This window comes from Veillonella sp. VA137 (assembly GCF_003992015.1).
In the GTDB taxonomy this organism is placed as follows: domain Bacteria; phylum Bacillota; class Negativicutes; order Veillonellales; family Veillonellaceae; genus F0422.
In genome coordinates this window covers 115,632-142,598 of sequence record NZ_RQVK01000001.1, presented here as the reverse complement: position 1 = coordinate 142,598, position 26,967 = coordinate 115,632, and the positions used below count along the sequence as shown (strand labels likewise).

At 39.2% G+C, this 26,967-nt stretch carries 21 protein-coding genes; 18 read left to right on the top strand and 3 right to left on the bottom strand.

Translation table 11 applies throughout. The features are described from left to right. The first annotated feature begins 51 nt into the window (after positions 1-51). The 18 genes from EO116_RS00640 to EO116_RS00555 all read left to right on the top strand — a co-directional run bounded on the left by EO116_RS00640 (position 52) and on the right by EO116_RS00555 (position 24,992). Positions 52-2,154 (top strand): penicillin-binding protein 1A, encoded by a 2,103-nt coding sequence (locus EO116_RS00640; RefSeq protein WP_127160199.1) that lies wholly within the window; start codon positions 52-54, stop codon positions 2,152-2,154. A gap of 14 nt (positions 2,155-2,168) precedes the next feature. Then, complete coding sequence (tyrS, locus tag EO116_RS00635; RefSeq protein WP_127160198.1) at positions 2,169-3,377, top strand: tyrosine--tRNA ligase; 1,209 nt, start codon at positions 2,169-2,171, stop codon at positions 3,375-3,377. 465 nt (positions 3,378-3,842) lie between these two features. Continuing rightward, the gene (gene ppsA / locus EO116_RS00630) at positions 3,843-6,215 is read left to right on the top strand and encodes a phosphoenolpyruvate synthase (protein WP_127160197.1); all 2,373 of its coding nucleotides are present in this window, start codon (positions 3,843-3,845) and stop codon (positions 6,213-6,215) included. Positions 6,216-6,266: 51 nt separating this feature from the next. Next, positions 6,267-6,896, top strand: coding sequence for a CBS domain-containing protein (locus EO116_RS00625; RefSeq protein WP_009354020.1), 630 nt, complete (start codon positions 6,267-6,269; stop codon positions 6,894-6,896). 8 nt (positions 6,897-6,904) lie between these two features. Then, the gene (locus EO116_RS00620) at positions 6,905-7,723 is read left to right on the top strand and encodes a pyruvate, water dikinase regulatory protein (RefSeq protein ID WP_127160196.1); all 819 of its coding nucleotides are present in this window, start codon (positions 6,905-6,907) and stop codon (positions 7,721-7,723) included. 15 nt (positions 7,724-7,738) lie between these two features. Then, positions 7,739-8,725: a deoxyguanosinetriphosphate triphosphohydrolase gene (locus EO116_RS00615; protein ID WP_062402936.1), complete on the top strand. Its 987-nt coding sequence runs from the start codon at positions 7,739-7,741 to the stop codon at positions 8,723-8,725. A gap of 271 nt (positions 8,726-8,996) precedes the next feature. Beyond that, the gene (locus EO116_RS00610) at positions 8,997-9,287 is read left to right on the top strand and encodes a TetR/AcrR family transcriptional regulator (RefSeq protein WP_127160195.1); all 291 of its coding nucleotides are present in this window, start codon (positions 8,997-8,999) and stop codon (positions 9,285-9,287) included. Between the two features lie 6 nt (positions 9,288-9,293). Next, positions 9,294-9,584 carry a hypothetical protein gene (locus EO116_RS00605; protein WP_127160194.1) on the top strand — a complete coding sequence of 97 codons (291 nt, stop codon included), beginning with the start codon at positions 9,294-9,296 and terminating at the stop codon, positions 9,582-9,584. After that, complete coding sequence (locus EO116_RS00600) at positions 9,565-10,731, top strand: efflux RND transporter periplasmic adaptor subunit (RefSeq protein WP_127160193.1); 1,167 nt, start codon at positions 9,565-9,567, stop codon at positions 10,729-10,731. Before EO116_RS00605 ends, EO116_RS00600 begins: the two co-directional genes overlap by 20 nt. 9 nt (positions 10,732-10,740) lie before the next feature. Continuing rightward, the gene (locus tag EO116_RS00595) at positions 10,741-13,905 is read left to right on the top strand and encodes an efflux RND transporter permease subunit (RefSeq protein ID WP_127160192.1); all 3,165 of its coding nucleotides are present in this window, start codon (positions 10,741-10,743) and stop codon (positions 13,903-13,905) included. Positions 13,906-14,556: 651 nt separating this feature from the next. After that, positions 14,557-17,361, top strand: coding sequence for an autotransporter outer membrane beta-barrel domain-containing protein (locus EO116_RS00590; protein WP_164726012.1), 2,805 nt, complete (start codon positions 14,557-14,559; stop codon positions 17,359-17,361). Positions 17,362-17,465: 104 nt separating this feature from the next. After that, positions 17,466-19,436: a B12-binding domain-containing radical SAM protein gene (locus EO116_RS00585; RefSeq protein WP_240629082.1), complete on the top strand. Its 1,971-nt coding sequence runs from the start codon at positions 17,466-17,468 to the stop codon at positions 19,434-19,436. A gap of 1 nt (position 19,437) precedes the next feature. Continuing rightward, positions 19,438-20,400: a TIGR01212 family radical SAM protein gene (locus EO116_RS00580; RefSeq protein WP_127160190.1), complete on the top strand. Its 963-nt coding sequence runs from the start codon at positions 19,438-19,440 to the stop codon at positions 20,398-20,400. A 10-nt stretch (positions 20,401-20,410) separates the two neighbouring features. Continuing rightward, positions 20,411-21,382 carry a PhoH family protein gene (locus EO116_RS00575; RefSeq protein WP_127160189.1) on the top strand — a complete coding sequence of 324 codons (972 nt, stop codon included), beginning with the start codon at positions 20,411-20,413 and terminating at the stop codon, positions 21,380-21,382. Further along, a complete protein-coding gene (gene ybeY, locus EO116_RS00570; RefSeq protein WP_127160188.1) occupies positions 21,379-21,855 on the top strand; it encodes an rRNA maturation RNase YbeY in 477 nt (158 codons plus the stop codon). Before EO116_RS00575 ends, ybeY begins: the two co-directional genes overlap by 4 nt. Further along, positions 21,848-22,747, top strand: coding sequence for a GTPase Era (gene era, locus EO116_RS00565; RefSeq protein ID WP_127010370.1), 900 nt, complete (start codon positions 21,848-21,850; stop codon positions 22,745-22,747). The genes ybeY and era overlap by 8 nt, the downstream gene beginning before the upstream one ends. 100 nt (positions 22,748-22,847) lie before the next feature. Next, on the top strand, positions 22,848-24,149 hold the full coding sequence (locus tag EO116_RS00560; protein WP_127160187.1) for a hemolysin family protein: 1,302 nt from the start codon (positions 22,848-22,850) through the stop codon (positions 24,147-24,149). Positions 24,150-24,299: 150 nt separating this feature from the next. Beyond that, positions 24,300-24,992 (top strand): DNA repair protein RecO, encoded by a 693-nt coding sequence (locus EO116_RS00555; RefSeq protein WP_127160186.1) that lies wholly within the window; start codon positions 24,300-24,302, stop codon positions 24,990-24,992. A 100-nt stretch (positions 24,993-25,092) separates the two neighbouring features. On the opposite strand, the gene EO116_RS00550 is transcribed toward EO116_RS00555, so the two are convergent. The 3 genes from EO116_RS00550 to cytX all read right to left on the bottom strand — a co-directional run bounded on the left by EO116_RS00550 (position 25,093) and on the right by cytX (position 26,908). Continuing rightward, entirely contained in the window at positions 25,093-25,371 is a 279-nt protein-coding gene (locus EO116_RS00550) for a type II toxin-antitoxin system YafQ family toxin (protein ID WP_126937299.1), read from the bottom strand. A gap of 1 nt (position 25,372) precedes the next feature. Next, complete coding sequence (locus EO116_RS00545) at positions 25,373-25,645, bottom strand: type II toxin-antitoxin system RelB/DinJ family antitoxin (RefSeq protein WP_127160185.1); 273 nt, start codon at positions 25,643-25,645, stop codon at positions 25,373-25,375. Between the two features lie 81 nt (positions 25,646-25,726). Then, the gene (gene cytX / locus EO116_RS00540) at positions 25,727-26,908 is read right to left on the bottom strand and encodes a putative hydroxymethylpyrimidine transporter CytX (protein ID WP_127160184.1); all 1,182 of its coding nucleotides are present in this window, start codon (positions 26,906-26,908) and stop codon (positions 25,727-25,729) included. Positions 26,909-26,967: the final 59 nt, after the last annotated feature.

Genomic DNA, 26,967 nt, shown 5'->3' with positions numbered 1-26,967 from the left:
GTATAATTAAGGGAGTTCTATAGGAAATAATGAGCTTTAGAGAGGTGACGTATGAATCCTAGTTCATCAAGACCCATTCCTCCTAGGAGACGGGTAGTGCAAAAGAAACCGATAAAGAAAAAATCATCTTGGAAACGTTCTTTTTGGATTTTCTTTATCTTATTTATATTGATTGTGGCAGGAGCAGGTTGTGGCTTTTTAGGTGCCACCATGTCGTCCTTGCCGGATGTAGGTAATGTAAAACCTGCCGCATCATCCCAGATTTATGATGCTAATGGTGACTTGATTACCACTGTTCATTCAGAGGAAAATCGATTGCCTGTGAAATTGGCGGACATTCCAAAAAATCTGCAAAATGCCTTTATTGCTACAGAAGATAATCGTTTTTATAGCCATCATGGTATCGATCCTATCGGTATCATGCGTGCTGTGTGGGTCAATATTGCTCATGACGGTGTAGCAGAAGGTGGTTCTACGATTACTCAACAGTTGGCAAGAAACGCCTTTTTAACACAGGATCGTACGTTTAAACGTAAGATTATGGAAGCCTTGTTGGCATTGCGTATTGAACAGCATTATACAAAACAAGAAATCTTGGAAATGTATATGAATCAAATCTATTTTGGTCAAGGTGCGTATGGTGTGCAAACTGCCGCTCATGTGTATTTTGGCAAAGATGTACAAGACTTATCCTTGGCGCAAATGGCAATTTTAGCAGGCTTACCACAAAGTCCTAACTATTATTCTCCATTTAATAATCTGAAAGCAGCGAAGGCGCGTCAAGCCGTCGTATTGGGACAGATGGTAAAATATGATTACTTATCTCAAGCTGATGCAGAGGAAGCGAAAGAAGCAGATATCCACTTGTTGGATAAACCGCAATCCACTAATGGCTATGGCAGTATGGGATATTTCGTTAACTATGTCATCAATGAAGTATCGGAACGATATGGTGATAATGCTATTTACAAAGAGGGCATGAAAATCTACACGACCATCGATATGAAGGCGCAACGTGCAGCAGAACATGCTATGGAAAACTTACCGGATTACTATACCGATGAAAATGGCTTGCGTCAGCCACAAGGGGCATTGATTTCGATTAATCCTCACAATGGTCATATCGTAGCTATGGTGGGTGGTCGCGGTACAGATTCTTTCAACCGTGCTACCATGGCGGTACGTCAACCAGGTTCGTCCTTTAAACCATTTGTATACTTGGCAGCTTTAAAGCATGGCGATAACCCAGGTACTGTGTATGTGGATAAACCATCGGAGTTCCATGGTTGGAAACCGCAAAACTATTCGCGTAAACACTATGGTGCCATGACGATGCGTAATGCGGTAGCACATTCTAATAACGTAGTAGCCGTATTGGCAGCTGATAAAGTGGGTATGTCCAACGTGCTAGACTTAGCAGAAAAAATGGGCATTACCACATTGGATAAAAAAGGCGATGACAACTTAGCCGTAGCCTTAGGTGGTTTAACAAAAGGTGTGACACCGATAGACATGGCTGTAGCGTACGGTGTTCTTGCTAATAATGGTGTGAAAGTTAAACCTGTATCAATTACAAAAATTGTAGACCGCAATAACAATATTGTAGAAGAATCATCCATTGAAGAAACTCGTGTAGTAGAACCTAAATACGCCTACATAATGACGAATATGCTAGAATCTGTTATTAAATATGGTACTGGTGGCAATGCTTACTTTGGACGTCCTGCAGCAGGTAAAACGGGTACTACTGACGAGGAAAAAGATGCCTGGTTTGCTGGCTATACGCCTGATTTAGTTACCGTCGTATGGATGGGTGATGACAGCGGATCTGAAACATTGCACGGCACCACAGGTGGACAAACACCAGCCGTAATTTGGAGACAATACATGCAAGCAGCTTTGGCAGATACACCAGCCTCTAACTTTACAGTACCAGATGGTGTAGGTCCTGAGGCATATGCAGGTAATACAAATCCAGATAAGAAAAAAGATGATAAAGACAAGAAAAAAGACGATAAAGATAAGAAAGATGGAGATGGAGATTTAGATAATGATGATGGTACAACATCAAATGATGAAAGCCCCTCTAAATCAAAAAGTAATAAAGGGAAAGATCCCGTTATTGCCCCTAAATCCTCTAAAAGTTCACAGTAATATAGGAGATAATCATGATTAGTGCAGCAGAACAGTTTCGCCTCATTTCCCATGGGGTAGCTGATCTTTTACCAGAAGATGAATTTAAGAAGAAACTTGAAAAATCCGTAGCAACCAATACGCCATTGATTGTTAAATTAGGTTTGGATCCTACAGCTCCAGATATCCACTTGGGTCATACTGTAGTCTTGCGTAAGTTAAAATTGTTTCAAGACTTTGGACATAAAGTTATCATCTTAATTGGTGACTTTACAGCTCGTATCGGTGACCCTACTGGTAAAAGTGTAACACGCCCTCCATTGACTGAAGAACAAGTTATCACCAATGCAAAAACATACCAAGAGCAAATCTTTAAAGTCTTAGATCCTGAAAAAACAGAAGTGCGCTTTAATAGCGAATGGTTGAGCAAATTAGACTTTGCTGATGTGTTGAAACTAGCATCTAAGTACACCGTAGCTCGTATGTTAGAACGTGATGATTTTCATAAACGATATACAGAAGGTCGTCCTATCAGTATTCATGAGTTCATGTATCCATTGATGCAAGGTTATGATTCTATTGCTTTAAAAGCTGATGTAGAATTTGGTGGTACTGACCAAACATTTAACCTGTTAATGGGTCGTCATCTACAAGGCGAAGAAGGCATGCCAGAACAAACAATCATCACTATGCCGATTTTAGAAGGCCTTGATGGGGTTCAAAAAATGAGTAAATCCCTTGGCAATTACATCGGTATTAGCGAAGCTCCTTCTGAAATGTATGGCAAAGCTATGTCGATTCCAGATGAATTGATGATGCGTTACTTCATGCTTGTTACCGATATGTCTATTGAAGAACAAGAACAATTGAGCAAAGATTTAGAGTCTGGTGCAGCACATCCAAGAGATGTAAAAATGAAGTTGGCTCATACCATTGTTCGTTTATACCATGGTGAAGAAGCTGCTAACTTTGGTCAAGATGAGTTTGTTCGTGTGTTCCAAAAACATGCGATGCCAACAGATATTCCAGAATATAAAATGGCTATTACAGAAGAACCTGTTTTCGTACCACAATTATTATCTGATGCAGGATTAACAGCAAGTAATGGAGAAGCGAGACGATCCATTAAAGCGGGTGCCTTTAAAATTGATGGTGAAAAATGCAACGAAGAGCATGTCGTTTTGAAAGATGGTATGGTGTTGCAAGTTGGGAAGCGGAAATTCATCAAAATCGTCTCTTGTTAGTCTATGTAGCCTGTGGCGGTTTTAACTAAATAGTGTAAAGGGAAGAGCACGGTATACCCCTCACAAACGGTATTTCATAATGTTTGTTCGGGGCACACCGTGCTCTTCTTGGGTTAGACTCATTTTAGTAGAAAGAGACGCCACAAGGCTACTACGCCTAACTGCGTTCCTCTGAGGAGAAGCGTGTGGTTCGACTCCCACCTAGTCAATCTATGATAGCACCCGTATAGGGTGCTTTTTTATTAGTGCTATACTAATTTTGGTATATCAGTTATAAGATGATTGAATGTGCATTCAACTTTAACTTATCCTATTATCTGGAGTTTTCTATTAATAAATTAGGGTATATGATAGTTATCTTACTAAATCACCTTTCCTTATATTCTTAATAATGCTTGACTATTTATTATATGTGTTGTACTATATAATTGAATTATGAGTACTATTTCTGATGGAGGGATAATCATGAGTCGTGATACTGCATATGTTCTTTGGTTTGATGAATTGCATCGTGAGGATGTGGATATTGTTGGTGGTAAGTCTTCTTCTTTGGGAGAAATGACTTCTTCTACGAATGTTCCTGTTCCTTATGGCTATGCTACGACAGCCCATGGGTATCGTTATTTCATGGAAGAAACTGGTTTGGTGGAACGTATTAAAGCTAAATTAGAAGAATTACATGATGTAGAGAACTCTGCGTTGTTACGTAAGGTCACTGCAGAAGTGCGTCAAATGATTATGGATGAAGAAATGCCAGCTCCATTAGCTAAGGCGATTCGTGAAGGTTATGAAGAATTAGCCCGTAAAGTAGGAGAAGTGAACCCATTTGTGGCGGTTCGTTCTAGTGCTACAGCGGAAGATTTGCCAGATGCTAGTTTTGCAGGTCAACAAGATACTTACTTAAATGTTCGTGGCGCAGATATGATCATTGCGAAAGTAAAAGAATGCTATGCATCTACTTTCACAGACCGTGCTACGTACTATCGTGTAAAACAAGGTTTCGACCATATGACAGTAGCCTTGTCTGCGGCTATCCAAATGATGGTATACTCCAAAGCGGCAGGTGTTATGTTCTCTGTGAATATTATGAACGGCGATGATAAATCGATCATCATCGAAGGTTCTTGGGGTCTTGGTGAATATGTTGTACAAGGTACTGTAACACCAGATAATTTCACTGTAGACAAAGCAACTTTGCAAATTACAGATCGTATGATTAATGATAAAAATGTGGCATTAGTTCGTAAACCTGATGGAGATTGTGAAGAAATTCAAATCCCTGATGATCAAGCTCGTGCCCAAGTGATTACTGATGCACAAGTCATCGAACTAGCAACCTATGCAAAAGCCATTGAAAAGCATTATGGATGCTATATGGATATGGAATGGGGCATCGATGAGCGTGATGGAAAAGTATGGATTTTACAAGCTCGCCCAGAAACTGTATTCTCTCAAAAGAAAGAAAAAGAAGAAGCTGTAGCAGAAGCGACTACCACAGAACGTAAGATTGTTGTAAAAGGTCTTCCTGCGAGCCCTGGTAAAGCAGCAGGTCGTGCCCATGTGATCGAAAATCCAGAAGATATCGATGATTTCAAAGAAGGAGAAATCCTTGTTACTACTATGACTGCACCTGACTGGGTACCAGCGATGAAAAAAGCTAAAGCTATTGTCACTGATGCTGGTGGTATGACTTGTCATGCGTCTATCGTAAGCCGTGAGTTAGGTATTCCTTGTATTGTAGGTACAAAATCTCGCAGTGAAGAGGCGACGAAAACGATTTCTGACGGTCAAATGATTACGGTAGATGCTACCAATGGTATTGTGTATGATGGAATTTTAGAAGAGGCTACCAAAAAAGTAGAACCGGCAGCAGAAGCTCGCTATGTAGAGCCAACACCGATTACAGCCACTAAAATCTACATGAACTTAGGCGATCCAGACTTGGCTGAAAAATATGGCGTATTACCTTGTGATGGTATTGGTTTAATGCGTGAGGAATTCATTTGGACTACCTTTATTCATGAACACCCAATGCATTTAATCGAAACAGGTCGTCGTGATTTTGCCATCGATACATTAGCCGAAGGTATGCGTAAAGTATGTGCAGCCTTAGCCCCTCGACAAGTTGTATTGCGTTTGAGTGACTTCAAATCTAGCGAATACCGTGATTTAAATGGTGGTGATAAATACGAGCCAGAAGAATCTAGCGCGTTGCTTGGATTCCGTGGTGCTTCTCGCTACTATGATGAACGCTATGCACCAGCGTTCTTGTTAGAATTAGAAGCCATTAAAAAAGTACGCAATGAATTCGGTTTTAAAAATTTGCAAGTTATGATTCCATTCTGTCGTACTGTGAAGGAAGCAGCAGAAGTAACTCGTATTATGGCAGAACACGGCTTACAACGTAATGCGGACTTCAAAGTATGGTTGATGGCTGAAATCCCTGCGAACATTATCTTGGCGGATCAATTCAATCAATATGTAGATGGTTACTCTATCGGTTCCAATGACTTAACGATGCTTGTATTAGGCTGTGATCGAGATAATGAAACTGTACAACATATTTATGATGAAAGAAACTTGGCTGTAAAACGTGCTATTAAACATTTAATTGAAACAGCACACAAAGATGGCAAAACAGTATCCATCTGTGGACAAGCACCAAGTGTATATCCAGAGTTCTGTGAGTTCTTAGTAAAACATGGTATTGATTCTATTTCTGTAAATCCAGATGCTGTGGTGTCTACGAAAAAAATGGTGGCACAATTAGAACAACGCATTATGTTAGATGCTTTGACAGGCAAAGGTCGTCAAAATACAGAAGCTTTAGATTGGTAATAGATGAGGAGGCTCTGGAAGGAGCCTCCTTTTTCATAGAAAGGTAACAATATGAATCTTTCAAAACGACAAGAATCGATTGTACAAATTGTACAACAAGAAGGGCCTATCACTGGTAAAGCGATCGCTACAAAATTGGACTTAACGAGGTCTGCGTTGCGATCAGATTTAACGGTACTGACAATGATGGGTATTTTAGATGCACGGCCAAAGGTAGGGTATTACTATGTTGGTAAAGTGGCAAATAATCCCTTAGCGGCAGAGATTAATAGTTTCACAGTGGCACAAGTTATGTCTAGTGTGGTAGCAGTCAGTTCTACAGCATCTGTGTATGACACAATTGTTACCATGTTCACAGAAGATGTAGGAACTATCTTAATCTGCGATGATGGTATATTAAAAGGAGTGGTTTCTCGTAAAGATTTATTGCGTGCCTCTCTTGGCGGGTCTGATTTAAATACTATGCCTATTTCCATGATCATGACACCTACTAGTAAAGTCGTAGTGGCATATCCCGATATGCCTGTTGTGGAAGCAGTAGAACGGATGATTGATTTTGAAATCGATTGCGTACCGGTAGTAGATAAGGTATTATTAGAGACAAGTAAAGAATATCGTGTAGTAGGTCGTATTTCTAAAACCACAGTGACCCGTTTATTTTGGGACTGTGGAAAACGATAGGAGTAATTATGGCTAAAATTATTTATGCAATTTCTGACTCCCTAGGAGAAACAGCTGAATCAGTGGCACGTGCTACGGCAAGTCAATATGATAAGGAAACGATTGATATCGTTCGTGTGCCCTATATTAATGATGAATTACAAATAAATGAAGTGGTAAAAGAAGCCGCTACCGGCGGACATGTGATCTGTCATACCATTGTATCACCAGCATTGCGGTCTTATTTAGATACAGCTTGTAAAGCACAGGGTGTGCAAGCCGTAGATATTATGGGTCCTGTTATGGATGCAGTAGGAACTATGACAGATACAGAGCCTAGATTGGCACCTGGTATGATTCATAAACTAGACCAAGAATATTTCAAAAAGGTAGAGGCTATTGAATTTGCCGTGAAATACGACGATGGTAAAAATCCAAAAGGCTTTGAAAAAGCAGATATTGTCATTATTGGTATTTCTCGTACTAGTAAGACACCATTATCTATGTTCTTAGCCTATAAAAAAATAAAAGCGGCCAATTTACCATTGGTACCAGAAGTACCGTTACCAGAAGAATTGTTCCAAATTCCAGGGCGCAAGATTGTGGGGTTAATTATTGATCCTTTCAAATTGAACAATATTCGTGAAGAACGTCTTCGTACCATGGGACTACATGCGGACGCTAATTATGCGAATGTAAGCCGTATTGAAGAAGAGTTAAATTATGCAAAAACTGTGATGAGACGGTTGCATTGTCCAGTAATTGATGTAACTAATAAATCTATCGAAGAAACAGCTGGTATGGTGATGCAAATCATTCAAAAAAATCGTGTTATGGATACACGCTAAGCTAGGAGGTGTCATATGAGTATTCGTGAAATGCTAGAAGAACGAGAATATACTATGTTAAGTCCTTATGCGGCTAAAAGTAGAGAATCTGTAAGAGATCGTAAGGAAGAGCCTGATCCATATCGGACGGATTTTCAACGAGATCGAGATCGTATTTTACATAGCAAATGTTTCCGTCGATTAAAACATAAAACACAAGTATATATTGCTCCAGGGGACCATTATCGGACTCGTATGACACATACCTTAGAAGTGGGACAGATTGGACGTACCATTGCACGGGCGTTGCGGTTGAATGAAGATTTGACAGAGGCTATCGCTATGGGGCATGATGTGGGACATACACCATTTGGACATGTGGGGGAATACGCCCTTCGTGATATGGTAGGTCATTTCAATCATAATGAGCAAAGCTTGCGCATGGTGGAAAGTATAGAAAAGGATGGACAAGGTCTTAACCTAACAACTGCTGTTCGTGATGGTATTTTAGGGCATACAGGTTCTCATATGCCTCTTACCTTGGAAGGGCAGATTATACGCACTGCTGATCGTATCGCCTATTTGTGTCATGATTTTGATGATGCGTTGCGAGCACATATGCTCAGAGTGAATGATTTACCGAAAGAAGTGGTACAGGTCTTTGGAGATACCCATTCCAAAATGATTACTGCCATGGTCACAGACATGGTGACATCCTCTATGGATCAACCGGTGATTTCTATGTCAGAACGTGGTGTGGAAACTATGAATATTTTCCGTCGTTTTATGTTTGAACGTGTCTATCGGGCACCGTCGTTAATTCCAGATCGGAATAAAGGTGACTATGTGGTAAAACACTTATTTATGTACTATAAAGAACACCCCGAGGCGATTCGCCATGAAATCCATCATGACAATCCCATTACAGACCAAGATATTGTGGATTATGTGGCGGGTCTGACAGATAACTATGCGATAAAACTATTTACTGAATATTATATTCCTAAAGTATGGGATAATTAATCTGCTTTCAAAGAAATGCTGCGCTAAGGCGTGGCATTTTTTTGCTTGCAAATTTAGGTTATTCATGCCCTAAACTCTTTAAAAATAAAAGTTTGGGTTATTCATACCCTAAACTTTCTAAAAATAAAAGTTTGGGGTATATAGACATCATCGAATTGATGGGTTTCATAGTTTGACATTTGTTCCTATTTTAAGTAAACTAAAGATTGGTACTGAAATACATTAGTTGAGTTTTGTAAATCTTTACTTATAGTGTGAAAGGAGGGCTATATTGGTTACGGTTAAAGAGAAAATTTTAGCAGCGGCGGCCATAATGATTGAAGAGCAAGGCATATCATTCCGCATGGATGATTTAGCAAAAGCACTGACTATCAGTAAACGTACGTTGTATGAACAATTTCGTTCTAAACATGAAATTGTAGAAACCATTTTAGTCCATGGGGCAGAAGATTTTTACAGACAGCATGAGAATATTGTGAACAATAAAAGTCTTACTGTAGAAGAAGTATTAGATAGGTATTTTAAAGTACGATCAAATTTGTATGCGGCTTTCAGTGGATAATCTTTCATGGAAATCTTCTTATCTATACCGCAACTACAAGAAACGTTGAAAACTTTGTTCAAGAAAGATTGGGACTTACTTAAACACTATTTACTACACCAACAAGAGCAAGGAACTATTGCTCGCTATGTGGATGTTGATATTATCATTATGATGTTGCAAGGTGCTGTACGACGCATTGTGTTTGAAAGCTCCAATCATCATGAGGATATTTATAAATATATGCCAAAGGTTATTTCAGTTATATTACAGGGTATTACAAATAAGGGTGAAATGAATGAAAAAACAAGCGTATAATGGTTTAGTGGCAGCTAGCTTGGCAGCCCTTGTACTTGTATCTGGTTGTGGTGGACAAGCTCCGGGGCAAGGTCCAACGGAGGTTAACTCCTATAAAATCACAGCTACTGATACAAATGTACAAGAATCTTTCAATGGTACTGTATTGGCGCAAAACTCTATTGTGATTCGCGCGAATGTATCCGGTCGAGTTGTTGAAAAATATGTAAAAGGGGGCGACACGGTAAAAGCCGGTCAAGCATTGTATCGTCTCGATGGACGTCAATATGAAGCGAACCTAGCTAGTGCACAAGCCAATGCAGCACGATCTAGCGCAGCGTACCAAAACTCTCAAGTCGATTTACAGCGCTATCAAACATTGGCCAATGAAGATGCTATTGCCCGCCAAACATTAGATACACAAGCTAGTGTGGCAGCCCAAAATCGCGCAGCCTTAGAAGCTATGGAAGCACAAATCCGCTTAGCGGAAAATAATTTACAAGATACGGTTGTATATGCGCCATTTGATGGTACATTGGAAATGGATGATGTAGATTTAGGTACATTCGTTACAGCTGGACAAACAGCACTTGTCACATTGAACTCTACAGATCCAGTATATGTACAATTTAGCATGAGTGAAGCAGAGTACTTAGAATATAAAAAAGCACATCGTTCTGTTGATGGGGAAGTAGAATTGAAATTGTCCAATGGTGAGATTTATGGTACCTATGATGACAATCATAAAATTGTAAGTACTATTAAAGGTCATATTGTAGAAGCTGCGAAAAACTTGGATAATGGTACAGGTCAGTTGATTTTGAAAGCGGCCTTCCCGAACCCAAATCATATGTTGTTGCCAAATATGTATGCATCCGTTATTACTAGCGGTGAAACTATTCAAGGGGCGATCTTAGTGCCATCTCGTGCTTTATTACAAGTACTAGATAAAACATTTGTGATGGTCATCCGAGATGGTAAAGTAGAACAAGTACCTGTCACAACAAGTGGTACTAGTGGTAAATACACCATCATTCGTCCTTCCAAAGATGGAAAAGGGTTAACTGTAGGCGATGAAATCGTTGTTGACGGCTTAACAAAAGCGAAAAATGGAGCAGAAGTTAAGGCAACTTTATTAAGCAAGGAAGATATTGAGAAAGGTAATTAGGGTGATATTGTGTCAAAATTCTTTATTAATCGCCCTATCTTTGCCATCGTAATCTCTATTATTATTACATTGCTAGGGTTGATTTCCTTATCAAAACTGCCGATCGACAGATATCCACAGATTTCTCCACCGCAAGTACAGGTACGTACTGCCTACATGGGGGCCAATGCTGAGGTTGTAAGCGAATCGGTAGCGGCAGTCATCGAAAAACAAATCGTTGGCGTCCAAAATATGGATTATATGCAATCCACGAGTACAGGGGATGGTTCCTATAACTTGACAGTTCAATTTGAGCAAGGAACTGATGCCGATATGGATACGGTAAACGTACAAAACCGTGTAGCCCGTGCCTTGGCATCTTTGCCATCCGAAGTACAAACGGTAGGTGTGACCACTACGAAATCTTCTGGGGATATGGCCATGGTATTCTCCTTGGTATCTCCAAACGGTAGTTATGATAGAACTTTCTTAAAAAACTATGCCACTAACTATATGATGGATGCCATCAAATCTGTGAATGGTGTGGGTACAGTGCAAGAGTTCGGTGCTGATTATGCCATGCGTATTTGGCTTGACCCAACAAAAATGTCTAAATTTGGGGTTACTATTACAGATGTAAGTAATGCAATTCGTAGCCAAAACAAACAGGCTGCAGCGGGTGCATTAGGTTCTGACCCAATCGATAAAGATCAGGCGTTCAACACATCTGTAAAAGTGCAAGGTCGTTTGGCTGAAATTTCTGAATTTGAAAATATTGTTATTAAAAAGGATAAAAAGAATAATTTATTGCATTTAAAAGATGTAGCTCGTGTTGAATTAGGGGCACAAAGTTATTCTGTAGAGCCTACAAGTTTCTCAAAAGAAACGGGCAATGATAAACCAGTAGCTGTATTTGCTGTTTCTTTAACGAATGATGCGAATGCATTAGAAACAATCAATGCTGTAAAAGAGGTTATTCACCAACAAGAAGAAGCATTCCCACCGGATATGCAAGCGAAGATTATTGTAGATAATACAAAATTTGTAAAAGCTTCTATGAAAGAAGTAGTAAAAACCTTTGAAGAAGCCTTGATTCTCGTAGCGATTATTGTGTACTTGTTCTTGCAAACATGGCAGTCTACAGTGATTCCAATGATTGCAGTGCCAGTATCTTTGATTGGTACTTTTGCGGCGTTCCAAGTAATGGGCTTTACTGTTAATACATTGACTTTGCTAGCCATGGTGTTAGCGATCGGTCTCGTCGTGGATGATGCGATCGTCGTAATCGAAGCTGTAGAATATGAAATGCGCTACAATGGGTTGAAACCAAAGGCGGCTACCGTAGCAGCCATGGAAAAAGTACAAGGCCCTGTTGTTGGTATTGCTTTCGTATTGATTTCCGTATTCGTTCCAGTGGCCTTCATGGGTGGTTTAACGGGGGTATTGTATAAACAATTCGCTTTAACAGTAGCTATTTCTGTTATTATTTCTGCCTTTGTAGCATTGACATTGACGCCTGCATTGTGTGGTATTATGTTAAAACCACATAAGCCAAAAGAGACTACTAATATAGTGGGTCGTTTCTTGGAGTGGTTTAATGGATTCTTGGATCGAAGAATCGATCAGTATGGTATTCTTTTAGCTCGTTGGTCCAATCGTCTATGGGCCACATGGTTGGCATTGGCTATCTTCTTAGGTGCAGCTTTTGGTATGATGCGTATGGTGCCAAGTGGATTCGTACCAGCTGAAGATAGTGGCTATTTCATGGTTGCTGTATCCTTACCTCCAGGGGCGACTTCTAGTCGTACAAAAGATGTATTAACTGATTTAGGTCATTTCTTGAACGAAGATAAAGATTCTGATGGGACCATCACAGTACCTGGCTTTGATATCTTAGCTGGGGCAGCACAAACGAGTGGTGGTGTAATCTTTACATCCTTAACAGATTGGGGTGAAAGAACGCAACCAGATCAACAGCTTGGCTTAAAGATTCGAAATACTTTCATGCATGGTTCTAAAGATCCACGAGGAACAATTATTCCATTGAATCCGCCATCTATTCCAGGTCTGGGCAACACTGGTGGTTTCTCCATGTATCTTATCAATAAAGCAGGTCATAGTACTGAACAAATGAATGCAGTGGTGCAACAATTCTTGGTAGAAGCTCAAAAACGCCCTGAATTCCGCAGTATTTATACTACTTTCAATACGGCTACACCATCCTATAATTTTGATGTGAATCGTGATAGAGCAGCTCGTGATGGCGTAGCTGTGACAGATATTTATATGGCTTTACAAGGGTATTATGGTGGCATGCAGTTAAATGACTTTACTAAGTTTGGTAAAAACTATAAAGTTATGTTACAAGCGGACAATCAGTTCCGTACAGACCCAAGTATGAATCATCTGTTGACAGTACGTAATGCAGCAGGTCAAATGGTACCAGTTGACACATATATTACACCACAGAAGACAACCTCTGCCTTTGTGGTAACACGATATAACAACTTCCCAGCAGTGAGCATTGGTGGTAATACTAAGCAAGGTGTTAGCTCTGGTGATGCTATCAAAGCATTAGAAGAAGTGGCGAAAAATACATTGCCACAAGGATATACCTATGATTGGGGTGGACAAACTCGTGAGGAAATCAAAGCGGGATCCCAAGTGTTGATTATCTTTGGATTCGGTATTGTCTTTGTATTCCTTGTGTTGGCTGCCTTGTATGAATCTTGGAAAGTACCATTTGCAGTACTATTATCTGTTCCAACAGGTATCTTTGGTGCTGTACTTGCCCCATGGTTATTCAATATGATTGGTGCCATGATGAAATCTACACATTTCTTTGCCTTGGATATTTACTTCCAAATCGGTTTGCTTACCTTGGTGGGCTTAGCGGCGAAGAATGCGATCTTGATCATTGAATATGCTAAGATTCGTGTCGATGAAAGAGGTATGAATTATGTAGATGCCGCTATTGAAGCCGCGAAGATTCGTTTACGTCCTATCTTGATGACGTCTTTAGCATTCATCATTGGCTGTTTGCCGTTGATGTTGGCAAGTGGTGCCGGTGCTGGTGCCCGTGCATCCTTGGGTGTGACCGTAGTATTTGGTATGATTACAGCCACATTCTTTGGAGTGGCAATCATCCCTATGCTGTTCATCATTATGGAAAAAATGGGATTTAAACGTCACTAATTAGGCTATGCAGCCTCGTGGGTCGTTACTTGTAAGGCTATGCAGCCTTGTGGCGGTCTTAATTGAATATGATAAAAAGGGAAGAGCACGGCATACTCCTCACAAACGGTATTTCATAATGTTTGTTCGGAGCACGCCGTGCTCTTCTTGTGTTTGTATTATTTTGTCAGTAAGGACCGCCACGAAGGCTGCTACGCCTAACTGCGTTTCTCAGAGTATAGTTAGAGCACGGCATACTCCTCACAAACGGTATTTCATAATGTTTGTTCGGAGCAGGTCGTGCTCTTCTTGTATTTGTGTTATTTGGTCAGTAAGGGCGCCACGAAGGCTGCTACGCCTAACTGCGTTCCTTAGGGAGGCGGTTAGTGTAGATATAATGTTTATCTGCTATACAGATGCTCCTTTTATAGTATAACTGAAGTGTATGTTGTTAAGAGTACACTTATAATATGCAATTCGTGTAAAAATCGGGGGGGGTAGTATATAAGAAATAATTATCTAAAATGATTGAAACTGCTTGCTATTAATGATAATATGTATGTATATTCTTATCATTATTTCAGCAATCACAGGAAAAAAGTGTTCAAGCCTTCTATATAAGGTTTAGGTTGGACTGCATGGTTATGTGTGTATATGTATATGGGGTGTATTATGAAACGATATGACGTATTGCTATCTTGTATTACTCTTTCATTATTGACAAATGTGTGGACTGTATCCGCAGAGGTGATAACAAGAGACAAGTATACTGTGGTGTATTCAAATCCTGGAAAGGAAACGTCTTATACGTACGATGCAACTAAGGAAGATAAGCCGTTGAATTTTTTAGCAATTTCTGCATTGGGTGGCACTAATAATATCACGATTAAAGGTAAATTAGAAGATTCCAATGGACCATCTAGTACGTTCAATACCAATACATCAGTTGTGGGACTACGTGAAGGGGACTATCGTTTTTCACTTAATTCTAAGAAAGCTTATGAGCCATCATCAAGTATCTTGATATCTGATGGCGGTGTTGCTGGAGAGAATAATATTGTATTTGAGGATGTTACCGTTGACAATCATATCATGTCATCTGGGATTCAAACAGTGGATCAAATCAGTGTGAATAGTACCGGAAAGCAGGGCCTTGCGGCTGCGTCGATTACATTTAAAGGGGTGAATACCATCAACACCTTATTAGATGATCCAAAGCTAGATAATTATGCTAGAAAACAGTCAAATGGTATTCAATTATTTAATAATGGCACAACTGTAGGAAACTATCATATACATTCAGAAGTAGGATCTACATTGAATGTGAATGTTACGTCAGCTTCTAGTCATGCTCGTGGTATATTTGTGAATCATTATAATAATACGGTTAGATCAACGGCTGTAAAAAAAGAAACCCCCACTGTGACGGTGATGGAGTTTGATGGTGATGTGAATGTAAAAATAGATAGACATGGTCAAGAAGAGGCAGAAAATTATGGGATTGGTCTCACTTCCAGGGCGAGTAAAAGAGATCGGGATACAATTCCCGATGATTCTAAATTAGAAGCTATATTTAGAGGAAATCTCACTGTAGATGTAACACCTGTATATGATGCGCAGGGTAATCCTAAAAGCATTGGAGACGCTATTAGTGTGGACGGAAAAAATAGCAAAGTTGATATTGTAGGTGGACCCGATAAAGTGATTCAAATCAGAGGGGATATACATGCCTATAATAGTGGTATCGTTAATTTAAATTTAGGTAATAAAGACTCTTATTTTGAAGGCGAGGCTCATATAGGTAAAGAAAAGTTTACATCGAAGCAGAATCTATTTGATGAAACTGTCGATGCTGATGATAATGTCATCCTACGGGCACAGGATATTGAAAAATTTGAGAAACAGATTGAGGGCTGGAAAAAAACACTAGAGAAACCTACCCTATCTGCTAAAGTAAGAGAAAATCTTATGAAAAAGATTGCAGAGGCAGAAGCTTCTATCGAGAAAAGCAAATTGTATTTTGATGAGCATGGCATCATAAAAAATGATGTTATTGATAACACAAATAATGCGATTAATCTTACTATGAGCAATGGCGCTCACTGGAAAGTCGCGAATGATTCCATGGTGAAAGATTTGGATTTAACCAAAGGTGCCATTGTAGAATTTGCAGGCGCTAACAAGTATGTCAATGTATCTGTAAAACATTTAATAGGGGATGCAGGCACACTGAAAATGAACGGGAATATTGTCAGTGGTGATTCTGATAGATTGGTGACTCGAAAAGGCAGTGATGGAGTCTATAATATTGTCTATAAAGATGATGGAACAGCTAAAACGAAGGGCCGTGAGCACTTAAAACTTGTAGAAAACTTAGGAGATTTGACTGACAATAAGGCCAAGTATAAATTACTGTATGGTACTACAGATCAAGGCGCCTATGAGTTCACTGTATCTAATTCTGAAACTTCAAAGATAGCCCAAATTGAACCAGATGGAAAGAATGATTTTTACTTAAATCCTACTGGTCGATTGAGTTCTGGAGCTCAGGCTGTTGAAGTACTACATAATATGATATACCAAAGTAATTTGGCTACCATGGGTACACTAGTACAACGATTAGGGGAAACACACCTAGATAAAAAGGTGCGCAACTCTAATGACATTTGGGTAAAGTTAATTGGTGGTAAATATAGTAGCGATGGAGATGTAAAGGTAGGTACATATAGCAATAACTATTATGGCATACAAGGTGGGTTTGATTGGCAAAGAAAGCATGGAGCATGGATTGCCTATCATGGACTTGATGTAGGTATGTTACAGGCCCGTGGCACATTAGATGAATTCAGCGGCTCTATTAAGCTCACACAAGCTGCAATAGGTGGGTATTCCGCTTGGGTGCATCCAAAAACAAATATGTATGTTGATATTGTGGGACATATCGCTAATTACCGTGGTGGGTTCGACATGATAAACCGTTCTCATACAGATGTATCTTCTGATACTATGCACACTGTATCATATCTCGGATCAGTTGAACTAGGTAGACGCTTCTATTTCAAGAAAAATGATACACGCAAGTATTATATAGAACCAGAAGCACAATTGACGTATCAAAGTATTGGTAGTTATCCTATGCACATGAAACATGGATTAACATCAGTGACAGATGATTTTAAAGGTTTAGTTCTGCGTATCGGTGCCAGAATTGGTATAGACAATATCACACCAGGACATATTAATCCATATATTAAGATTATGCATGAACGAGAATTATGGGGAGATACAACGCATACTTTTAATGAAGTGGCTGTGGAAAAACCATCGAAACAAGATAGTTGGTTTACTTATGGATTTGGTGCATCCTATATAAGTAAAGATGAAACTAAACAATTTTATTTTGAAGCACAAGGGTCAACGAAACATAAGGTAAAACAAAATTGGCAAATTAATGCAGGATTTAGACATCGATTCTAATCGTAATACCTCACTATTGGGTATCCAGTAGTGAGGTATTTGCATTATATGATATAATAGAACAATAGCCGATGAACTAGGTTCATTCGATGAGTGAGGTACCAATGAAAGTTATCATTTCTACGTTGAATTCAAAATATATACATTCTTCTTTAGCGTTGCGCTATTTGCAGGCTTATGGAAGAACAAAGGATGAGGCATATGAGATAGTGGAGTACACTATTAATATGCCTATTTTAGATATCTTAAACAATGTGACTACCTTAGACGCAGATGTACTAGGGTTTGCTTGTTATATTTGGAATATCGATATGACATTGCATCTTTGTTCTATGATCAAAGCAGTTCGTCCTAACACGAAAATTATATTAGGTGGTCCAGAGGTAAGTTATACTGCTAGGGAATTATTAGAAGAGTATCCCTATATAGATTACATTGTGCAAGGGGAAGCTGAGGAGGCTTTCACTTCCTTTGTGAAAGCGATTCGTACGGGGCAATCTGCTTTGAATCCTATCATACCTGGCATTTTAGGCCGAGAACAGGGTCATATTAAGGGTTCTGAAGAGGTGGCAGAGGTGAAGGATTTAAGCACCATACCATTTCCATACACAGAAGAAGATATGCTTACCTTAGGGAATAAAATTGTCTATTACGAATCTTCACGAGGTTGTCCGTTTTGTTGCCAGTATTGTTTATCTGGTAATCGCAACACCGTTCGATTCTTTCCTCGAGAACGGGTATTGCAAGAGTTGGCTTGGTTTGTGAGCCACAATGTAAAACAGGTGAAGTTTGTGGATCGTACGTTCAACTGTGCTCCTCATCATCATATTCCATTGATGGAGTGGATGCGTGACCATGGAGGACAAACGAACTTTCACTTGGAAATGGAATCTATTTTAATGACTGAAAAGGAAGTAGATATTCTAAGTTCTACTCGTCATGGTCAAATACAGATTGAGGTAGGAGTTCAAAGTACGCATGATAAAACATTAGAGGCTATCCATCGCCGTAACGATTGGGGCCGTATTCAGTCCGTTATCCCTCCGATTATTAAGGCGGGGCGCACTCATGTGCATATGGATTTAATTGTAGGCTTACCTTATGAAAGCAAAGCTATTTTCGAGAAATCTTTCAATGATTTATTCAGTTTGCAACCTCATGCGTTGCAGATTGGATTTTTAAAGTTATTAAAAGGCTCTGGCGTTCGTTCCATGGCAGAGTACGAGTACATTGCGAATCCGAAAGCACCTTACGAAGTGTTACAAACCCATGTATTGCCTTATGATGATGTACGCATGCTGAAACATTTTGAAGATGTATTCGAACGGTTCTATAATAGTGAACGGTATCGCACAGTTTTTGGGTACATTAGTGAAAGCTTAATCCAAGAAGGATCGGCCTTTGCTTATTTTGAAGACATGACCAAGTTATGGTTAGAAAAAGGGAATCAAGATCGCAAATTAAACGATGCTGATCAAATAGCATTCCTTTATGAGTTCTTCACCTTGAAAGAGGACCGAGTGGCATGTGATTTACTTCGCTACGATGTATTGACATCTTTCAATGGGAAAATTCGTGATGAACGATTTGGTCTATCTAAAGATAGAAAGCAAGAAATGCAAGATGCTGAGGTGTTTTGGCGTGAGGAAAGTTTAGTACAACAATACATCCCTAACTATTCCTTTGTGGAGTGGCGAAGAATCCGACAGGATTATCATACAATTGAGGTGTGTGGAGAGTCATTGCCATACTTAGAGATTCAACAGTGTATCGATTCTACAACTCCTGCAATATCATTGTGTGATGAGGAACTTTCTGATTTCTATCTATGTTCTGCAGGAAATACCAGAGAATGTCATAATCAAGAAATACTTGTTGGTGCGAGTTGCCAAGGGGTGAATGACAGTAATATCCATGTATTGAGTGGTACTATTCCTAGCCAAGATAAAAAATATACTATCATCATTGACGTAAAAGGTGAGACGAAACCTTTTATACGCCCTCAACAATGTGGAAATGACCATATACATCATCACGAAGATACTACTAGCCCAACGATCAGAGAGGAGGTGTGACATGAGCGATACGACAAAACCAAAGCGGTATCGTATGATATCTGCGTTTTATAAAGAACGATATGGAGAAAAGGCTTATAAAATTCCAGTGGCACTCCCTTTGACATGTCCTAATCGTGACGGATCCGCTGGTGTAGGTGGATGTACATTCTGCGGTGAAATTGGAGCAGGCTATGAAAATCGACCAGCCTCTATGACGGTAAAACAACAAATTGATGAGACTGTGGTGCATATCGCAAAAAAGTATAAAGCCTATATATATATACCGTACTTTCAGAATTTTAGTAACACCTATTTACCACCAGAGAAGTTTCGCCAGTATGTGGAGGAAGCTTGTTTAGAACATGTGGTAGGTATTGCCATTGCCACACGCCCGGACTGTGTACATGATGCGTATTTAGATATTTTAAAAGAAATACAAAATAAATATGGCATTGATATCTACATAGAATTAGGCCTACAATCGGTGAACTATCATACACTGCAAAAGGTGAATCGAGGACATACGATGGCGGAGTTTATCGACGCGGTACTGCGCATCAAGCGCTATGGATTTGAAGTATGTACTCATATGATACTCAATCTTCCGTGGGATACCATGGATGATGTCATTGAAGGGGCGAAAACTTTATCAGCCTTACAAGTAGACCAAGTGAAGCTCCATGCATTATACTTAGTAAAGAATACGAAAATGGCACGTGATTATGAGGCTGGTGAATTTACCTTAATCAGTGCGGAAGAATACGCTCGACGAGTGGTAGAATTTTTACGTTACCTAGATCCTATGATTGTCTTACAACGACTCGTAGGACGTGCGCCAGAGGAAAATACAATCTTCACGAATTGGTCTATGGGCTGGTGGCGTGTACAAGATTTGATTGATCAAATTATGGAAGACGAAGATATTTCTCAAGGCAGCGGCTATGATTATTTACATGGCGCTGCGGTTCAAAAATTTCTGTGAAAGGGAGCATATGGCTAATCAGAGATTTACCATACCTACTTATGACATGGTAGGACCTATCGTGGGACCTCAAGGATCTCACATGAAAGTATTAGAAGAACTATTGACAGTTGATATATTACATCGAGATACGACCATAGACGTGACAGGTTCTGAAACATCTGTACATGTGGCGATAGAAGTTCTTGATGTATTGTTATATTTATTTAAAAATCACATTAAGATCACAGACCATCATGTACGAACCGCTACTACGATGATCTTGAAAGGCGAAAAAGAATCACTTTTTCAGTTATATGAAGATACTATCAATGTGACTGTGAAGGGGAATCCTATTATTCCTAAAACAGTGGGCCAAAAACAATATATAGATAGTATCCGTCGCAATACGATCACCTTTGGTATTGGTCCTGCGGGAACAGGAAAAACCTATTTAGCTGTTGCACTGGCAGCATTTTACTTGAAAAATCGTGAAGTGGATCGTATTATTTTGACGAGACCTGCCGTAGAGGCAGGGGAAAAGCTAGGGTATTTGCCAGGCGATTTACAAGAAAAAGTAGACCCTTATTTACGTCCTCTCTATGATGCTTTACATGATATGTTCGGTGTAGAACGAGTGCAGAAGATGCTCTTACAAGGGACTATCGAGGTAGCACCATTGGCTTACATGCGTGGTCGCACCTTGGAACGTTCCTTTGTGATCCTTGATGAAGGGCAGAATACGACGCCAGAACAGATGAAAATGTTTTTAACTCGCTTAGGCTATCAGTCAAAGATGGTAGTCAATGGTGATCCTACGCAAATTGATTTACCTCCTAAAATCACATCCGGTTTAATCGAAGCAGAACAAGTGTTACAACGCATCAAAGGGATTCGGTGTATTTATTTTTCTGACCAAGATGTGGTGCGTCATGATTTGGTAGGTCGTATTGTGAAAGCCTATGAAGAATATCAACTTTCAGAGAAAGGGAAACAAGAATGATTGTAAGTATTTCCTATGATGAGGGAATCGAACAGAATAGCACTTACGAGGAAGTCATTCAACGGTGCTGTAATGAAGTGGCTCGTGTGTATGGATTACACGAGGAAGATGAATATAGTGTGCTCCTCTGTAACAACGGAAAAATTCAGGAATTAAATCGTGAATACCGTGGAAAAGATATGCCTACAGATGTGTTATCCTTTGCCCTCAATGAAGGAGATGAAGCTTCTATCGAGGAAGAAGGTCAATTATTAGGAGATATTGTTATCTCCCTAGAGCGTACAGCAGAACAAGCAAAAGAGTATAATCATGATTTTATTCGTGAACTTGCCTATTTAACTGTTCATAGCTGTTTACACATTTTAGGTTATGACCATATGACAGAAGACGATAAGAAAGAAATGCGCACAGAGGAAGAATTTGTGCTTGGTAATTTAGGTTATGTACGAGAGGATATGCCATATAATGAATAGTGAAAAAGGATTTAAGTCAGGCTTTGTAGCCGTTGTAGGACGTCCTAATGTAGGGAAGTCTACGTTAATTAATGCCTTAATTGATGATAAAATTGTTATTGTTTCTGATAAAGCGCAAACGACGCGAAATCGTATTGTTTGTGTCTATACAGATGAAAAGAAACAAATTGTGTTCATGGATACACCGGGTATACATAAGCCAAAACATAAGTTAGGTGAATTTATGGTAGACCAAGCGGTAGATTCTTTACGTGAAGTAGAGGCTGTTTTATTTGTAGTAGCAGCGAATGAAAAACGTGGTCCTGGGGACAACTTCGTCATTGAACAACTTCGTAAGGTTAATGTACCAGTATTCTTAATTGTGAATAAAATTGATACGATGGAAAAACAAGACTTGTTAGAGGCTATCGTATCCTATGAAAATAGCTATCCTTTTGAGGCAGTAGTGCCGATTTCTGCAAAGGAAAAAGACAATATTGAAGAAGTGGTGAATTTACTAGAAAAACATTTACCGGAAGGTCCAAAATACTTCCCAGATGATATGATTACAGATCAACCGGAACGTTTGATTATCTCTGATATTGTGCGTGAAAAAATCCTGTTACAGACTCATGATGAAATTCCTCATGCCATTGCTGTCGATGTAGATGAAATGAAAACGAGAGAGGATGGCACTACCTATGTACGAGCTACTATTTACGTAGAGCGAGATTCCCAAAAAGGTATCATCATTGGTAAACAAGGAGCCATGTTAAAAACTATTGGCCGCCAAGCTCGTGGTGATGTAGAGCGTTTATTGGCTACAAAAGTATTCCTAGATTTATGGGTAAAAGTAAAAAAAGACTGGCGCAATAAATCTGGTATGTTATCTGAATTGGGATACCGTAATTAGTACGTATGAAAAATCACATACCTTGAGATAGAGTATGGCATTGTTAAAATAGTGTATATAGAAAGGACTGATTTATATCGATACCCCCGTCACGGGTGGCATGATTCTATTTGCCATCTTTTGTATTTTAATCATTAGTTTGTTTGTTATAAGTAAATTCTCCTTTGCTCGATTACGAGAAGAACATCTAGAAGATATGGACTCCTTGAGTGATGGAAAAAAAGAAGAATTACGTGAATTATACCAACGACCTGAACGGTTTATGAATACATCCACTTTCTTTATTCTCTTCTTTATAGTCGTTTTAGCAGTCTATGTAGGACGCTATTTAGAAGATGGTGCTGATACTCTGCTACAGTGGTTCGGTTTCTATGATTCTATGTATGCCATTGTAGTGGAATGGATTGTGCTAGCTTTATTTGCTGTGGTAATACTTATTTTCGGAGAAATTATCCCAAAAGGACTAGCATTATCATTCCCTGAACGCTATGTAGGGACTACAGTGACGATTGTTCGGTTAGCTGGAAAAATTGTAATTCCTTTTGTATATCTTGCGGAACAAATTGGTAATACAGTACTGAAAGCTTTCAAAGCGCCGTATCGTACAGAAATTGACTTAGTTCATACAGAAGAAGAAATCCGTGCCTTGGTAAGCCGTAGTCATCAACAAGGTGAAATTGACCATGTGGAAGGTGAGCTTATCGATAATGTATTCGATTTTGTGGATCGTATTGCGAAGGAAGTTATGATTCCTCGACAAGATGTGGTGTGTGTATATACCCAAGATAGTTTTGAAGAGACCATGCATATCGTATCGTCTACAAGCCACACAAGATATCCATTGTGTTTAGAAGATAAAGATCATATTATCGGCTTGGTGCATATTAAGGATTTAATGGAACGCCGTGAAGAGGCGAGTAAAGATTTACGTTCCATACGTCGTAATATTCTTGTCATTCCAGAAGTGATGAAATTATCGGTTCTATTACAGCACATGCGGACACGTCGTATTTATCAAGCTGTTGTGGTGGATGAATACGGTGGTATGGTGGGCTTAGTTGGCTTAGAAGATATCCTAGAAGAACTGGTGGGTGATATTCAAGACGAACACGAACGTGACTTGCCTGCCATTGTTCAAAATCCTAATGGAACTTATAACTTTGCCGGTAAAGTGCTGGTGGATGAGGTAGAAGATCTATTGGATATTTCCTTTGGTGATGTGGACGAAGATACTATTGGTGGTGTTATTTTCGGTATGTTAGAGCGAACACCTGCCATTGGTGACGTCATTACCGTAGATGGATATACTTTCACAGTCACAGAAATGCAAGGCTATCGTATCGAACGTGTATATGCCGTGCCAGTGCCTGTTGAAGAAGAAATAGATGACGAATCAAATTAATAGATACTGTATGCAAGAATCATGCAGATTTTAAGTTTGTGTAGACTACATAGAGTATGTATATGTAGCAGAATATTAAGAGTATATACAAGGATGATACATGTATTGCTAAATTAGTATTAATATACCGTTAAGTGTGAGGATTTCTAGATGAAAGCAAATACGTTTACTAGTGAAGCCATCGTACTGTGGCGTAAAAAACGAAAATACTATAGTATCTATGCATTCCTCACAAAGTTAGAAGGCATTATACTTTGTTCTGTGCCTCATAAACGTAAAGCTAACTATAAAGAAGGGGCGTATTTGCAACCTTTAAGCCGTTTATATTTGACCGTAGCTCCTAACGGAGACATGTACGATATTATCCAGATAGATGGGATTTCTACACGTGATTATGAAAGTTTAGAAGATATTTCCTATGCTACCTTTAGCGGTGAACTAGTAAGTGCTTTGTTTGAAAAAGGTAAATTAGACCGCAGTGTATATACAAATATGAGCCGATTTTTACAATCTATACAGGATAAACCCATTCGCTTAGGCTCTATTGTATTAGGTTGGCATATGTTAAGTCTAGCGGGATTTGTGCCACAAGGGCAACATTGTGAAGACCCTGAGGTAATGGCAATTCTTTGTGATGAATTCTATGAAGCCTGTCAGTATGTAGTGAAACAAGAGTTACAACAAGGTATAACAATGCTTTTGAACTATGATTGGATTCCTACAAAGCCTTTACGTCTTACTGCGAATCAATGGGATCAATTAGAAATTCTATTACGGAAACTTTTGACATATCAACTAGGATATACATTGCATAGCATTGAGTTTTTAGAGACGATGATATAATTAATAAAAACGCGGTCATGTGACCGCGTTTTGTTATTATAAGATACTAAAATAGTTCTATGATAAAATGTAGTTTCTAAAAGTAATGTATAATAAAGTATTAAATATTTAATAAATCGGTATGGGTACCAGTATCTACTAATGTAAGAGTTAAGATATCATCTTCTAACATATAGATTAGTAGCCAATCTGGTTGAATATGACATTCTCTAAACCCTTTGAACTTACCTTTGAGGGCGTGATCATGATATTTTTCTGGAAGTGTATCTCCATTTGCAAGCATGTACACCACTGAATCTAAGAGGGAAAGATTTAGACCTCTTTTTTTCATAAGTTTATAACTTTTCTTGTATGCAGTAGTAAACTTAATTGTAAACATATTATGCCTCTAATGCTTCTTTTAGATCTTCCATGGTAGTATAACCAACTACGTTAGGATTTTTAGATATATGTCGGGCTTCATTCATGGCATCTAGAACTTTAGTGGAATAGTTTGGTACTTCTATTGAAAATGGAATTCCACCTCGTAGTATACATTGGTTTAAAAACATATTTACAGCACTAGACATATCTAAACCGAGTAATCCAAAAAGTTCAGTAGCTTCTTTTTTTACATGTTCGTCGATACGTATTTGTGTAGGAATTGTAGCCATAGTCTTACCTCCTTTTTCTTATTTTACTACATTCAGTTTACAATGTAAATTAAATGTAATTATAAAATAATAAGGGGAATATTAACTTTTGCTCAATTTGCTAATGATATAGGCCGTTGCAATGGCTGCTAATGCTGTTCCTACGATAGTAGATAGGCTAGCCCCTAAGAATGGGTTGCTATCAAGGAATTGATGGTACATATAAGTACCAGATGCCCAACAAATGATGTATAGGGTAGGACCATGGTCAAGGCGCGGACATTTGCGCAATAAGAAATAGTGAGTTAATAAAATAGCAATCATGGGGGCAAACACGGATCCAATCATATATAAGAAAGGGATGATATTATCCATTGGATAGATGGATGCACCGATAGTGCCAATGATCGTAACGATAATACCGATGGTGCGACCAGAATATTTAGTCTGCAAGCTTTCAGAGGAAATACCAGCAGATAAGGCATCCATAAAAGTAGTTGTGACAGTAGAGAATACGATGATAATTAACCCACCAAATCCTAAGCCAGCATGAAGAAGAACCTTCGCAATGTTGCTTTCATTTGTATAGAGGGCCGCAGCGAGGCCTAATACATACATGACAGAACTAGTTACGCCGTATACGATGGCACTAGATGCAGTACCTGCCACTGGGTTCTTGGATAATCGAGTATAATCACTAATCAATGGTAGCCAAGACAATGGCATAGCGATGGATAATTCCAAAGCCGCTGTGAAAGTCATTTCATCAGTGATGATGCCTTGGCTATGAATGGAACTTTCTTGTAACAAGCTAATTAGCAAATAGATGCACAGAATACCTAAGCCGTAGCCCATGATGCTGTTGATGTAGCCCATATTACGGATACCGATGAAGAGCCATACAATGATGAGAGCACCGATAATGATAGTCCATGCAGTGAATGGTAGATTCCATAATTCTACGGCACCAAGAGCACCGTCATAAATCATAATACCGGTCCAACCAATCAGTTGTAGAACGTTTAAAATGGAAAATAATTTCATGCCCCCATTGCCAAAGACAGTGGATACAGTTTGCATAGAACTCATGTGTTCACGAGCGCCGATGAGTCCTGCACCAAATAATAACAAACAGCCGATGACGTGACCTATGATGATGGCTAATAGGCCGTCGGAAAATCCTAGGGGCGCAAAATAGGTGCCCGTCATAATTTCCGCAATGGAAAGAGCGGCGCCGAACCAAATGAGGGACAACCGCGATGATGAAAGTTTTGATTCTGTCATGAATACTCCTAACTATGCCAGTGGGAACAAAAAAGACTAATCTGAAACGATTAGCCTAT

What these genes read in the sequence shown, in the direction of transcription:
- ybeY (WP_127160188.1), top strand. Translation starts at nt 21,379, where the DNA reads ATGATTGTAAGTATTTCCTATGATGAGGGAATCGAACAGAATAGCACT.
- EO116_RS00605 (WP_127160194.1), top strand. Translation starts at nt 9,294, where the DNA reads ATGGAAATCTTCTTATCTATACCGCAACTACAAGAAACGTTGAAAACT.
- era (WP_127010370.1), top strand. Translation starts at nt 21,848, where the DNA reads ATGAATAGTGAAAAAGGATTTAAGTCAGGCTTTGTAGCCGTTGTAGGA.
- EO116_RS00640 (WP_127160199.1), top strand. Translation starts at nt 52, where the DNA reads ATGAATCCTAGTTCATCAAGACCCATTCCTCCTAGGAGACGGGTAGTG.
- EO116_RS00615 (WP_062402936.1), top strand. Translation starts at nt 7,739, where the DNA reads ATGAGTATTCGTGAAATGCTAGAAGAACGAGAATATACTATGTTAAGT.
- cytX (WP_127160184.1), bottom strand. Translation starts at nt 26,908, where the DNA reads ATGACAGAATCAAAACTTTCATCATCGCGGTTGTCCCTCATTTGGTTC.
- EO116_RS00550 (WP_126937299.1), bottom strand. Translation starts at nt 25,371, where the DNA reads ATGTTTACAATTAAGTTTACTACTGCATACAAGAAAAGTTATAAACTT.
- EO116_RS00580 (WP_127160190.1), top strand. Translation starts at nt 19,438, where the DNA reads ATGAGCGATACGACAAAACCAAAGCGGTATCGTATGATATCTGCGTTT.
- EO116_RS00590 (WP_164726012.1), top strand. Translation starts at nt 14,557, where the DNA reads ATGAAACGATATGACGTATTGCTATCTTGTATTACTCTTTCATTATTG.
- EO116_RS00625 (WP_009354020.1), top strand. Translation starts at nt 6,267, where the DNA reads ATGAATCTTTCAAAACGACAAGAATCGATTGTACAAATTGTACAACAA.
- EO116_RS00620 (WP_127160196.1), top strand. Translation starts at nt 6,905, where the DNA reads ATGGCTAAAATTATTTATGCAATTTCTGACTCCCTAGGAGAAACAGCT.
- EO116_RS00575 (WP_127160189.1), top strand. Translation starts at nt 20,411, where the DNA reads ATGGCTAATCAGAGATTTACCATACCTACTTATGACATGGTAGGACCT.
- EO116_RS00555 (WP_127160186.1), top strand. Translation starts at nt 24,300, where the DNA reads ATGAAAGCAAATACGTTTACTAGTGAAGCCATCGTACTGTGGCGTAAA.
- EO116_RS00585 (WP_240629082.1), top strand. Translation starts at nt 17,466, where the DNA reads ATGAAAGTTATCATTTCTACGTTGAATTCAAAATATATACATTCTTCT.
- EO116_RS00600 (WP_127160193.1), top strand. Translation starts at nt 9,565, where the DNA reads ATGAAAAAACAAGCGTATAATGGTTTAGTGGCAGCTAGCTTGGCAGCC.
- tyrS (WP_127160198.1), top strand. Translation starts at nt 2,169, where the DNA reads ATGATTAGTGCAGCAGAACAGTTTCGCCTCATTTCCCATGGGGTAGCT.
- EO116_RS00545 (WP_127160185.1), bottom strand. Translation starts at nt 25,645, where the DNA reads ATGGCTACAATTCCTACACAAATACGTATCGACGAACATGTAAAAAAA.
- EO116_RS00560 (WP_127160187.1), top strand. Translation starts at nt 22,848, where the DNA reads ATGATTCTATTTGCCATCTTTTGTATTTTAATCATTAGTTTGTTTGTT.
- ppsA (WP_127160197.1), top strand. Translation starts at nt 3,843, where the DNA reads ATGAGTCGTGATACTGCATATGTTCTTTGGTTTGATGAATTGCATCGT.